The organism is Mucilaginibacter sp. cycad4, from assembly GCF_034263275.1.
Lineage (GTDB): Bacteria > Bacteroidota > Bacteroidia > Sphingobacteriales > Sphingobacteriaceae > Mucilaginibacter.
Genome location: NZ_CP139559.1, coordinates 5,728,564 through 5,742,160 on the forward strand (window position 1 = coordinate 5,728,564; position 13,597 = coordinate 5,742,160).

Annotated in this window: 8 protein-coding genes; 3 read left to right on the forward strand and 5 right to left on the reverse strand. The window is 44.1% G+C overall.

Translation table 11 applies throughout. The features are described 5' to 3' along the window. Positions 1-4 precede the first annotated feature (4 nt). Positions 5-1,519, forward strand: a complete 1,515-nt coding sequence (locus tag SNE26_RS23465) for a PA14 domain-containing protein (protein WP_321556295.1) — start codon at positions 5-7, stop codon at positions 1,517-1,519. A gap of 154 nt (positions 1,520-1,673) precedes the next feature. Here SNE26_RS23465 and SNE26_RS23470 read toward each other — a convergent pair whose 3' ends face one another. Together SNE26_RS23470 and SNE26_RS23475 are read right to left on the reverse strand one after the other, a co-directional pair. Next, on the reverse strand, positions 1,674-3,041 hold the full coding sequence (locus SNE26_RS23470) for an IS110 family transposase (protein WP_321554711.1): 1,368 nt from the start codon (positions 3,039-3,041) through the stop codon (positions 1,674-1,676). A gap of 502 nt (positions 3,042-3,543) precedes the next feature. Continuing rightward, positions 3,544-6,501 (reverse strand): outer membrane beta-barrel protein, encoded by a 2,958-nt coding sequence (locus SNE26_RS23475; protein ID WP_321556296.1) that lies wholly within the window; start codon positions 6,499-6,501, stop codon positions 3,544-3,546. A 528-nt stretch (positions 6,502-7,029) separates the two neighbouring features. Between SNE26_RS23475 and SNE26_RS23480 the strand changes: the two genes are divergently transcribed. Further along, on the forward strand, positions 7,030-7,302 hold the full coding sequence (locus SNE26_RS23480) for a hypothetical protein (RefSeq protein ID WP_321556297.1): 273 nt from the start codon (positions 7,030-7,032) through the stop codon (positions 7,300-7,302). Between the two features lie 134 nt (positions 7,303-7,436). Here SNE26_RS23480 and SNE26_RS23485 read toward each other — a convergent pair whose 3' ends face one another. Beyond that, positions 7,437-10,079: a zinc-dependent metalloprotease gene (locus tag SNE26_RS23485; RefSeq protein ID WP_321556298.1), complete on the reverse strand. Its 2,643-nt coding sequence runs from the start codon at positions 10,077-10,079 to the stop codon at positions 7,437-7,439. A gap of 97 nt (positions 10,080-10,176) precedes the next feature. Continuing rightward, positions 10,177-11,427 carry an aspartyl protease family protein gene (locus tag SNE26_RS23490; RefSeq protein ID WP_321556299.1) on the reverse strand — a complete coding sequence of 417 codons (1,251 nt, stop codon included), beginning with the start codon at positions 11,425-11,427 and terminating at the stop codon, positions 10,177-10,179. Positions 11,428-11,486: 59 nt separating this feature from the next. Here SNE26_RS23490 and SNE26_RS23495 point away from each other — a divergent pair, with 59 nt between their 5' ends. After that, a complete protein-coding gene (locus tag SNE26_RS23495; protein ID WP_321556300.1) occupies positions 11,487-12,812 on the forward strand; it encodes a D-alanyl-D-alanine carboxypeptidase in 1,326 nt (441 codons plus the stop codon). Positions 12,813-12,936: 124 nt separating this feature from the next. On the opposite strand, the gene efp is transcribed toward SNE26_RS23495, so the two are convergent. Then, complete coding sequence (gene efp / locus SNE26_RS23500; protein ID WP_090532660.1) at positions 12,937-13,500, reverse strand: elongation factor P; 564 nt, start codon at positions 13,498-13,500, stop codon at positions 12,937-12,939. Positions 13,501-13,597 lie beyond the last annotated feature (97 nt).

The window sequence follows — 13,597 nt, forward strand, 5'->3', positions numbered from 1 at the left end:
CATTATGAAGACCAGTACCTACCTTTTTCTATCCCTTACTGTTGCACTAATATTTAGCTTGTCAGGACGCTCAGGGGCACAGGACATGCCAGGTAAACGCGACTCCATCAATTCGGCAGTATTAAATGAAAAACGCATCATCCAGGTAATACTGCCCGATGGCTATAAAGCCGGTTCGGCAAGCAAATATGATGTATTGTATATTATTGACGACTGGAATATAAAATTAGGGCGCGATATCCAGCATTTTATCTCCGATGAGCACACCATGCCGCCAATGATAATTGTCGGGGTGCTAAATGTTGATCGTGATAGAGATTTTTTGCCGACCCATAATAACGGGAATAAAACATCGGGCGGGGCTGACAAATTTCTAAAGTTTTTTAAAGAGGAGTTGATCCCCTATATCGATAAAACATATCCTGCCGATGGTGATAATACACTTTTCGGCCACTCTTTCGGCGGCGTGTTTGTTACCTATGCTTTATTGAACGAGCCGCAGCTTTTCAATAATTATATTGCCGGCGACCCCAGCTATTGGTGGGATAATGGCGTTATGCTTAAACAAGCTAAAGAAAAATTACCTTCGCTTGCAGGCAAGGTAAAAGCGCTTTATATCGGCGGCCGGGAGGGACGGGGCATGAAAGAAATGAAAATTAATGCAATGGACAGCCTGCTGAAAAAAGATGCTCCGGCAGGTTTTGAATGGGTGGTAAAAGCTTACCCCGCCGAATCGCATGGTACTGTACGGCTGAAGAACTTTTATGATGGCCTGAGATTTACCTATAACGACTACGGCGGTAAGCCGCTTGAGTTTCATCCCTCCGCCGGGATTGTGCTAAAGAATAAGCCGATAAAAATCTGGTATTTCAATGATACAACAAAAGTGCATTATACGTTCGATGGCTCACAGCCATTGGCAACATCGCCGTTTGCAAAACGCGAAATAGAATTATCGGGCCCTGCAAAAGTTACCCTGCGGCAAATTGCCGGCCGCGCTAAATTTGACAAGAGCACCAGTGGCGATTTCAGGGAGGGCTCCTTCCTGCCCGCAAAACCGCTCAAAAAAAGCTACAAGCCGGGCGGTTTTCATTATGCCTATTACGAAGGCCAGTGGGATAAACTGCCCGACTTTAAGGCGTTAAAACCTGTTAAAGAGGGCACAGCCGATAGCACATTTGATATCAATAAACTTCCCCGCCAAAACAATTTCGGCGTAGTAATGGACGGGCAATTTGAAGTTAAGCAGGATGGTTATTACATTTTGGGATTAGGATCAGATGATGGCTGCAAAGTATACCTTAATGACAAGCTTATCATCGATCTTGATGGTTTGCACGATGCAGATATACAACGGTCATACATCGCCCCGCTTAAAAAAGGTTTTTACCCCTTGCGGATAGAGTACTTTCAAAAGGAAGGCGGCCGCAAGCTTGATTTTGTATACGTAACCCCTGATAATATCGCCAAAAAGGAGATAACGCCAATTCCTTACGAGTTGCAATACGGCCCCAGATAGGCTGCTTACCTTAGAGACTGTTTAAAAACATATAGAAGCCGTCATTGCGAGGTACGGAGCAATCCCCAATAGGCAGAGGGGCTATGCAAATCCGCCCTGTAAAGTAGGGGATTGCTCCGTACCTTATAATGACGTGCATGTAAGTATTTCATAATCAAGCTGCATTTTGAAGAGTAAGGCCAAGTTTTTGCGCTTCTTTTCGCAGACGAGCGATCTTTCTTGCCTTTTGTAGCTCAACATCCTGCTGAACTTTGCTGCTGTCGTAGGCTTCCTGTTTGAGCACCATCTTATAGAAGATAACCGCTATTTTCCTTGCCACTGCCTTTATAGCTTTGGCCTTCCCTTTGGTTGCAGCCAACTTCCGGTATTGCTGTCCCAGAGGACCTTTACTTTGCCAGAGACAATTGGCGGCCAGCCGGAAAGCTTGTGTTGCCGGATTGTGGGTGATCCGTTTTTCATAGCCCACCAGTTTGCCTCCTGTTATTTTGGGTCGAGGCGACAGGTTTAACCAACTTGTGAAATGACCGGCGGTGGGCCATTTGCCCATATCCGGCCCGGTTACGGCCAGGATCGTTAACAGGCCGATCTCGTCCAGTCCTTCTACCGCTGTCAGGTCAACCCCTAATATGGCCAATAAATAATCCTTCAGGTTGATATGGTATTGATTCTTGCGGACCATGCCCTGTTTCTTTGAACTTTTGATCTCCGGCGCCAATAGCTTAAGCGTTTGTTCGATATGCTCCTCATAATAAAGCATCTGATCTTTTAAAAAGTCATAGGCTTTCAGGCTGCCTCTAAGGATATGGATCAGGCTGTCCCGGTAGTCGCCCTCAAGAGAACGCAGTAACTCCTCCCTGCCTGCTTTCAGCCGTTTATGATCGATACTGCAAAGCAGTTCTTCAGGGTCTGATATCCCTGAACAAATCAGCCGCAATAGCTTTATTCCTGATACGCCTTCAATATCGCTGATCAGGTGCTGGAACTTGATATTCATTTTAGTCAGGATGTTTTGGATCCTGTTGAGCGTATCGCTTTTCTGATCCTGGCAGATCTGCCTTTCATGAATGTACTGCCTGAGGTCCTGGTAACAGGCAGGGGCTATATGAGATTCCCGTAAAAGACCATGAGTAAGCAGCTGATGCAGCCACCCGGCATCATTAATGTCCGTTTTTCGTGCCGATACATTTCGGTAATGGCTCGGATTGATCATCACCACCTTCATCCCTCTGGATTCAAGGATACTGTGCAGGGGCATCCAATAAGTGGCTGTTGATTCCATCGTTACGATCTCTACCTTTTCCCTTTGCAACAGGTCCGCTAATTCATATAGACTGGAGGTAAAACTGTTAAACTCTTCCAGCTGGATCTGATCCCGGGCATCGGTATAGGACACAACCATCAACATGCTGCCTACATCGATCCCGGCTGACCTGGGATAAAGAACACCGAACTGAGACATCTTTTTTGAACCAACCGGCGCTCCCGCCTTTTTCCTGTTTTTGTTTTGATTAGCTTTGCCCATATTTTTTGTTATAAAAACCGGGCAAACTCTGTCGCTTTAAAAAGTCTAAGCTTAAAAGCGTGGTAAACCACCAGCCGGCCAGCTGGTGGTTCCCTTTAATGTTTCTTGCAAAAAGTGACAGTCCCAAACTCGCAAGCGGGTTCCTAAGGACCCCAAGGGTTATACGGGGTGTGTAATTTGCCCTGTTTTCAATGGCAAATATCTTTCATTAACCGCGAAGCACGTCATCTCATTTTTTTTCAGGGATTCCTGATGGATACTCGCAATGACGAGCGGGATATAGCAGTTTTATTTAACCGTTTTTAACAGCTTCTTAGAATCAAAACAGACTGTTTTATATTAAAGCTAAAGGGGCTGCATCATATTATGATACAGCCCCTTTGATGTTTTAGATAGAGTCTATTAATTGATTTCACATAAAGCAATTAATAATATCGATAAACAAAGTTATGGCTTTAAGCTCTGTGCATTCCGCTTTTATATAAATCAGGTACATATTCCGTTAGAAAGAACCCGGACCGCCGGGGCCTCCTCCTGGGCCACCGCCAGGGCCACCCGGACCGCCGCCATCGCGGTTAAACCTACGCTGGCCAGGCTCTTGTGTTGGGGCTTTGCCGGCAAATTTTTGCAGGCGGAATGTAAAGCTTAACAAGTAATAACGGCCAAGCCTGTTCACATTAGATTGCGTGGTAATGTTGCCATTAACAACCGATGTAAAACCAGTATTTTGATTAAACAGATCGTACGCTGCTAAGCGGATAGTAGCACGGTGGTCTTTCAAAAACCTGCGCTCAACGTAGGTATTCAGGATATTAGGGTTTTTAACATTAAGGGCGGCGGCATAGCCATAATTTACCGTACGGGTAAAATCGTAGCTCAATGTCCAGTCCTTCCAGAAATAGTTTTTGCCGGCTAAGCCTAAAGTCAGCGTACGGAAGTTTGAGCTGCCATCAATAATCTCAGTATGGATAGAGTTGGTTGTTTTGTTGATGCCATAGCTGCTGCTGGCTTCTGCATCAATAACATCAACAATACTTACCCTGAATTTTAAACCCGGGGTAAAGTTGAGGTTTTTAGCTATGTTTTTTAATGGAGCTGCTGATGCCAGTACGTTATCAGCAGTAACGCTATCAGAGAAAGCGACACCGTTGGTGTAAGTTAACGCACCGTTAAATTGCAGGGTAAATTTACGCTGGGCCCATGGCTTGGCATACACCACATTTGCACCGCCTGAGTAGTACCCACCTGCATTTAAATAATTGGTTAGATTGGTCCCTTCAAAGTTTTTTAACGATGGGTTTGCTGCTAAAGCGGCTGGGCTAAATGCCCGGGGATAGGTTATGGTGTATTGTACTATTTTATTTTGTGTTGCGGTAAAGTTGAAATTGGTAAAGAAAATATTGCCGGTTTGGAAACTGAAATTATTATATCTCAATGAAAAATTATTGGCAAACTCGGGCTTCAGGTTGGGGTTACCCTGTACCGGGTAAAGCGCGTTTGTAAAATCAATAACCGGCTGCAGCTGGCTAAATGTTGGCTGGTTGCTTGATCCGTTATACAGGAAGTTTAAAGCTTTCCCCCTCGAAAAATTATAGCTGAAACGAGCGGTTGGGATCACATTAAACGTAGTTACATGGGTTGCCGAATCGTTTTTAAGGTTCAGGCCGTTTAATGCAGCGGGCTGTACGCCAATACCCAAAGTAACGTTGTATTTCTTTTCGATAAAGCGATAGTTGAGGCCAACGCGGTTGGTGGTAAAGTTATATTTGTAGTTGTTGCTCAACCTGTCGTAATGGTCATATGTATTGGCGGTACTAAGTGTATCCGTCTCCCGGTCGCTGGTAGTGTTTGAGCGGTTAAAGGCATAATTTAACTCCAGGTATCCCCTTTTACTTATTGGTTCAAGGTACGAGATGTTTGTACCAAAACTGGTTATCCGGCTATCGGTATATGTTTGCTGATTGGCAGGCGCCTGTACCGGCGCGCCATCGGCATAATCATAGGTTGGATTATCAAACTGCGATGTTTTTGATGTATTAGCGCTAAGGTTAATACTCAGGTTGCGGCCATGCCCGTTAAAGCGGTGGTTATACAAGGCATTAATACCGTAACCTGGTGTTGTGCCATCGCTATGCGATAGCGAGGTATATGATGGATGGGTTATGCCGCCGATAGTTGATGATACTGATTCGTTAGCATCGGTATTGGTGCTTGAATAGGTGAAGTTTGGTACAACCTTTAAGTAATTAATAGTATCTGGTTTCCACTCCAGGTTAAAGTTAAAGCGGTGGTTGATCGGGTTGTCTGTTTGGTTGCTTTTTTGCGTACTTACAGTTGGAGACTGATTGTTATTGGTTTGAATGGAAGAACTAACAGTATTGGTGGTATTATCCGTATAGCTGTAGCTTCCGTAAACAGATAGCGTTTTACCCCATTGATCGCGAAAGTTAGCGCCTATCGAATGCGCTTTAGTAGTACCGTTAGCGCTTGTGGTTGATCCGCTTGAGCCACGCAGGGCATTACCCCTGCCGCCACCACCACCGCCAAAACCACCCCCTCCGCCGCCGCCCGAGGTTGCACTGCCGTAAGTAAACGTATTTACGTTGGTATTGTTAATCGTTCCCAATACGGCTATCTGCTGCTCGTTATTGAAGTTAAAAAACTTCAGATCGCCTATATAACGGTTGGCATTGGCTATGCCCTGGTCTTTAGGTAAAAAGTCCTCGCCGTCGCCGGCTGTCGCCTGGCCAAAATAGCCATGGTTCTTATCCTTACGAATGGTAATGTTCAGGATCTTATCCGGCTCGCCGGTTTTAATGCCGGTAAGGTTAGCCTGGTCGCCGTAATCATCAATTACCTGGATGCTTTCTACCACATCGGCAGGCAGGTTTTGAGTTGCGGTTTTAACATCGCCCCCAAAAAAATCCTTTCCGTTTACCCTTACCTTGGTAACCGATTTTCCCTGTGCTGTTACGTTTCCGTTTTTATCCACATCAACGCCAGGCAGTTTTTTTAACACATCTTCAACGGGGGCATTTTCGCGTACAGGATACGCGCTTACTTTATATTCGGTAGTATCTTCTTTTAATATCACCGGGTTAACACCTACAATGGTAACCTGGTTAAGCATATTGGTCTCTGTTTTTAAAACTATAGCGCCAAGATCAACCGGTTGGGTGCCGGCATCAAGCGAGTAGTGTTTTTTTATTGCTGTAAAACCGATTGACGAAATAGTAAGGGTTAGTTTGTTGCCCTTTACTACCGGGAACGAAAACTTACCGGTTGCATCGGCGATAGCTATGGTACTGTCGCCGCCGTTTGAAACCAGTTTAACACTGCTGCCGGGCAATGAAAGCTTCGTTGAATCAACAACAGTTCCCTTTACTTCCCGCCCCGTTTGGGCGTAGGAACCAAAGGCAAATAAAAAGATAAAACTCAAGATAAGAAGTAGGGGTTTCATAAATGTTTTTTCAGCGTGCAATTGTTGTATTTGTGAGTAATAGACGTAATTAAACTGCAAATGTTCAACTTAAAATATACATAAAGCCCTATCAATATATTATTGTTACACATCAGGCCTATAAAAGCCTATCAATCATATTATTGTTACAGATTATTAAATGAAAAAGGCCGGGATTCCGGCCTTGTGGTTGTTATAAAGATCAGTCAGTCAAATACAATCCGAAAAGTGGCGCTGTCAGATTGGCATATTCAGTTTAGAGCCAATAAAAGCATTGGATAGCCGGGTGAATTAATCCACACTTGCAGAAACGATCCGATCAGGAAGCCGTCTTTAAAGTTTAATAGAGTTGTATGGATTATTACGGGTTTTGTGGATAATTAGTTTCAAAAATTATTGCAACGGATACCAGTAATGCTATTGATGCGTTAATAATCCACACAAGAAATAAACTATTGTTTAAAATGAATTTATATGATAGTAACATTGTGGCACAGTATTTCGTAATACTTAACCAAACATTAACCTATGAACAATATTGGAAACTCGCTGCACACGAAAGTGCACAAATGGATCGATACGATCGGTTTTAGGCTGAATACATCGCAAACAAACAGTAAAAGCCATATTACAACCAATCATTATTTTTTTGAAACCTTTAATTTTTTCGAAAAATCGAAGAAAAACAGGCCCGAGTTAACAAAATTTTTATGCTTTGATGCTTACGGCGAAAAAATAAATGTGAAGTCGCTGCTTGATTTGCAGGTTGCCTTTTTTGAAAATATAAGCCAGCTTAAATAAGCGCGGGCCTTTTTACTCCCTGCCGCATTAATTGTTTTAAGTCATCGGCGTTTTGTTAAAATAGATCCATAAATGAAAAATCCCACCCTACAAATAGGGCAGGATTTAAGAAGGATTTTAAGGGATGTGCCAAATTAGTTTTCAACATTGGTACGTGGCCAGCAGTTCATACTTCCTGTTTTTTCATTCAGTATATCCTGGTTAGTGGTGTTTATGCCCCTAACCATTCCCCCTGCAATATTTACAACCGGCCTTGTTGGATTAAGGGCTTCCTTTATCCTAAGGTGAAGGTCGGCATAATGAGCTGCTGTTATGGCGTCGCCGCCTTTTGGCAGGCCGGTATCAATTTTCTTTAGTTCGGCACGCACCATCGGCCTGATATCAGACAATGCAATGTTGATGGGAGTAAAACCCCAGCTTGCCAGCTGCGCACTTGATACACCCGGGAACCCAAAGCTTGCATCGGTATTTAACAGGTTCTTCAGGTTTTCGATATAGCCCCTTTGCAGGTTACGCTGGTAGCCGTCGGGTTTGGTTGTACCGAATACGCCCCTATGTAAATCGGTTAATAACTGCGCAACGGTATAGGCATTAGCGCCGTTTTTGGCTTCATTGTCATACATCCGTGCCAGCCTTGAGGGGTTTAGCTCATTACCTAACAATGAAACCTGCATCGCCTTAATCCGGTTTATCATAACGCCGTTATCAAACTTGGCCAATTCTGCTTTGTTAATGAGCCATAGCGGTGTTGCGTATAATTGCTGGTTTAAAAATAAAGCGGCTTCGTGCTGGCGGTCTTTACTCACAAAATCATAAACCGCGCCTTTTTGATCATAGGTTTTAAAGTTTTCGTTCATGCCGCCAATGTTGGTGGTAACATGCCCCATGTAACGGTAATACTGGCCTAAAACCTCATTGTATAGTTCATTAAGATCACCATAGTCCTCGTCTTTTTTGTACGACCATTTTTCGAGGTTTGGCAAAATCCGTTTCAGGTTGGCAATGCCATAGGCGCCGGCCTTCATAGCGTTATCGCCCAGATCTTCATTTTGCAGGCGTGGGTCGATAGAGGTGCCCTGGCGGCCGAAATAATAAACCGGGTTACCCGCGTTTTTATTGGTCCATACGGCTAATATTTCCTTTTCCTGCTCCGGGGTTTTATTACCGGGGAACCAGGTATACCCCCATTTTATGGCCCAGTTATCATATTCGCCAATTTGTGGGTACAGGTGCGTAACGCCATCGCCGGGTTGGGCAATGTAGTTAAAACGGGCATAATCCATAATGGATGGTGCGGTACCATGTTTATCGGTGAAGGTTTTTGAGCGCAATGAATCAACCGGGTAAGCGTAGCTTGAGCCAAAGTTGTGCGGTAACCCTAATGTATGGCCAACTTCATGCGATGATACAAAACGGATCAGTTCGCCCATTTGATCGTCGGCAAATTGGGCGTGGCGGGCTTTGGGGTTTACCGCTGCTGTTTGGATCAGGTACCAATCGCGCAATAGCTGCATCACGTTGTGGTACCAGCCAACATGGCTTTCCAGGATCTCGCCGCTGCGCGGATCGGCCACGTGAGGGCCGTAGGCGTTTTCAACATCCGATGCAAAATACCTGATCACGCTGTAGCGGGCATCCTCGGTGCTAAACTGCGGGTCCTGTTTTGCTGTTGGTGCTTCTTTGGCGGTTATAGCATTTTTAAAACCGGCAGCTTCAAAGGCTTTTTGCCAGTCGTTTACGCCCTGTATTAAATAGGGCACCCACTTTTTAGGTGTGGCCGGGTCAATGTAAAATACAATTTGTTTTTTAGGTTCAACCAGCTCGCCCTTTGCATAAGCAATTGGATCTTTAGGCTCTAATTTCCAGCGGTGGATATAGGCGGTAACCAGGGCTTTCTGTGCATTGGTGCCGTAATCTGTTTGGCGCTGGCCAAAAAAGCCTACGCGCGGATCCATGATCCGTGCTTTCATCGGGATTTTGGGCAGCAAAAGCATTGAGGTATTCAACTCAAATGTAATGGCTGCATTACTGTTATCAGTTGGCGACTCGCCGGCGCGGTAGGTTTTTAGTGTACGCGCTTCAACGTTTATCGGGAAGCTTTTAATGGTGTCGATATACGAACGTGAGTTATCAACTCCCATGGTTTTATAAGCTTTTTTGATATCATCAGATAAACCAATAGCGGCAATATCGCCGTTGTAAAAATCGGTAACATCAATTAAAACACCGGTAGTGTCTTTATTAAAGGCTTTTACCTCAAAAGACGCCAGTATGGCATCAAGGTTTGAGTTTTTTACCGATTGGTACATATCGCTGGTACTATCGGCACGTAACGAATAGCTGGGTACCCTGATAAATATCTGTTTATCGTGCTTTTCCCACTTCCAAACCTGGTTGTTAATTTCTTCGCCGCCATACTGCTGGCCAAATGTTTTAAGGCCGCCCGGTGTTTTTACAAAACGGGTAACCACCAGCATTTCGCGGTTAATTAATGAATCGGGTATTTCGTAGTAGTATTTGCCATCAACTTTATAAGTATTAAAAAGGCCGCTATCAGCCTTTGTTTTAGCGGGGATAAGGTCGCTAAACTTTTTAATACCTTCCTTTTTGGGGGTTCCGGTTGTTGCTGTTGCAACGGTTCCGCCTGGTGTAGTAGTGGTTTTTAGGGTAAGGCTTTGGTTTGCAGCCTGCTTCCTGGCAGCGCAAGAGCCTGCCAAAACCGCAAGTGCCAGTACTGAGCCGCGCAAGTAAATACCCGGCAACGAATGTTTTTTCATTTATTAAAAATAGTTTAAACCGTAAACTTATATAAAAAACAATGCTTTTTTTAACGATAAAGCGTTTTATCAATAATAAATTTACACGTATTATTAATTATATCCTGCGTTTTAATGTTAACACAACTTTATCAACCCGTTTATCATGGTATACCTCCAGCAGCAGGCTCCTGTCATCCTTTGATTTGAATAATTCATCAATATCCTGTAGGTTCATTCTTGAAACGGGTTTAAAATTTACCGATATTATTTCGTCGTCGCGCTCAAGGCCAATTTCATCGGCTGCCGAACCGGGCTCTACGCGGCTGATAACGATCCTGTCCAGGTGATCGCCCGCGGCATAATACTCAAGGCCGCTCATGTCATGCTCAAACGGATCGTTATAGGTTGAGCCGGGTTTTAAATACATGGCACTATCCGGATAATCAAGAATAACGGTAAACCGCTTTAAGATCCCTACGCCGAGGTTTCCATCGCGCTTCACCGACAGGTTGATTTGGTTGTTGCCATCATCAGGAAATGATGCTAATACCTTTTTCAGCCTGAACTTACCTAAATTAAATTCGTCCATCCGGCTTATAAAGCCGTTTATTGGCCCGTTTAAACCGATACCAAGGTTAGCCGACGCAATGAATTTTTGCGGAAGGCCATAGGTTTTGATGTAGCGTTCAATTGATACCGGGTGCCCGGCCCCAAGGTCAACAACCAGTTTGGCGTTGATAGGCGCTATGCCCGGCATGATAACCCGGGCATCTACGTAGGCCTTCCTGTCTTCAACAGACATATGGATCTTATTTGCTTTTCTGAAAGGTTTAAGGTCTTTGGGCCTGCAAACGGTAACTACGCTGTCCTGGAAACTGATCTTTACAGCCAGGTTATTAAAAAACTCGTAGCCTAACAAACCATGAATGGGCATGCCTGCATAACCCGAAAGGTTAAAGATATCTTTTTTTAGTATGGCGGCGGCAACATCGTAGCTAACCAGCCCGGGTATGGCGACATCTAACGTTGAGGTTACATAAGCTTCAGAATCTTCCCCTTCGCCAAGTCCCGGGATTTTTAATGTACGTTTATTAGGAATACTGATGGAATCGGCTAATTTAGGATCGGTTATGATCATGAGGCCTACGCCGGTATCCAATATAAAGTTAAAGGGCCCTTTGTGGTTGATCTTGAGTTGAATGATCATCAGGTTACGTTCCAGCTTAAACGGAATATTCACCTTTTTTTTGTGCACATCAAGATCAAAGTACTGGGCCCGGGCTGTGGTTGTAAGGCAAAATGTTAACACAAATGCCAGCCACAATGCTCCCGGATGGCGTAAATTATAATATAACTTGTGTAACAAAGTGGTTATAGTTGGTATATTAAATTTACGAGATTTATTTGTTAAATAATTATTTTATTATGCGAAAGTCAACAATTTCATTTCTGTTAATTGTTTGTGTTTTATCCCTTTGTTGTGATACTATTTATGCGCGTTCAATAAAAAAACGAAAGGTTAAAAAGCTGTTTAAGCATTCGCAGGTTGTTAATGATCATTTTACCGGGTTCGCTCTTTATGATCTGGACGAGCATAAAATGATATATGAATTAAATGCCGATAAATACTTTACACCGGCATCCAATACTAAGCTTTTTACTTTTTATACCTGTTTGAAAATGCTTGGCGATTCTATCCCGGCATTGCGTTACCAAACCCGCGGTGATTCGCTGATATTTTGGGGCACCGGCGACCCCTCCTTTTTGCACAGCGATTTGAAAGGGGTAAACGGGCTTAATTTTTTGAAGGGCAGTGGTAAACACCTTTTTTATTCGCCCGGTAACTATACCGGCGAGTTTTTTGGTGCAGGATGGGGCTGGGACGATTACAATGATTATTACCAGGCCGAAATAACCGCCCTGCCCATTGAAGATAACGTTGCCCGGCTTTACGCTGATGATGACGGCAATATGCAGGTAAAACCCCAATATTTAAAACGGTTTTTAAATGCCGATGTTAATTATCGCCCGAATCAGTTTAAAGTTAAGCGCGATTTTATCAGCAATAATTTTGTGTACCCTGCCGGGGAGGTCCCTAAAAACTACAAACAGGAAATCCCATGGAAAACAAGCCTGCAGCTTACCATGGCCCTGTTACAGGATACCCTCAAAAAACAGGTATCCTTATTACAGGAACCCATAACTGCCGATGCCCGGGTTGTTTATAATACCAATGCCGATTCCGTTTACCGGCGGATGCTGCAGCCGAGCGATAACTTTATTGCCGAACAATTACTGCTGGTGTGCTCGTCAGTAAAGTTTAATACCCTCAATACCGATTCGGTGATCAATTACTCAAAAACACATTTTTTGAATGATTTGCCCGATGTGCCGCAATGGGTTGATGGCTCGGGACTGTCGCGCTATAATTTGTTTACCCCCAGGGATCTTGTGGCCCTGCTGCTCAAAATTCACGATGAGGTAAAAGATGAAAACCTGTTACATAGCATGATGCCGATAGGCGGCGTAGCGGGTACAATTAAAAGCGCCTATAAAACCGATAACGGGCAGCCCTTTGTTTGGGCAAAAACGGGCTCGTTAAGCAACAATCACAACCAAAGCGGCTATATAGTTACCCGCAAAGGCAAACGCCTGGCTTTTGCATTCATGAACAACAACTTTACCCGGCCAGCCCGCGAAATAAGGGATGAAATGGTAAGGATCATGACGTATATACATGATAAGTTTTAATCCCCTGTATAGTAATCCCGAAAAAAGTACGACATGGGTGGGGATAAAACAAGGAAGAGGTTTCGTGCAAACGAAACCTCTTCCTTGTTTATATCTATTCCTCCCCCTTTAGAGGGCCGGGGGGCTAACCTTTCACACGCTCAACGTAAGCGCCGGTAGCGGTATCAACTTTAACTTTATCGCCAATGTTGATGAATAACGGTACACGGATCTCTGCGCCGGTTTCAACGGTGGCATTTTTCAAAGCACCGCTTGAGGTATCGCCTTTAACGGCCGGTTCGGTGTAGGTAATTTCCAGCTCGGCCGAACCCGGGATAGAACCCATGATAGGCTCGTCGCTTTCGAAGGCAACAATTACGTTCATGCCTTCCTTTAAAAATTTAACTGCCGGGCCAAATAATGCCTTTGGTACGTTATGCTGATCGTATGTGGTGTTGTCCATTACTACTAATGAATCGCCTTCATCATACAGGTATTGATAATCATTGGTTTCAACGCGGGCTATGTCAACCTCTTCATCGGTACGGAAACGGTATTCAACCAGTTTGCCTGATTTAACGTTGCGCATACGGGCCTGGTAAAACGCGCGTAAGTTGCCCGGGGTACGGTGTAAAAACTCCTCAACCTGAACTAATTCGCCGTTGAAGCGAAGTACATTTCCATTTTTAACATCTGATGCCTTAGCCATAAAATAATATTGAGGCGCAAACTTAGGAATTTGATTTGAGATTTGAGATGTTAGATTTGAGATTTTCTGGCCATAGCAGCCGTTTAAAGAACTATGT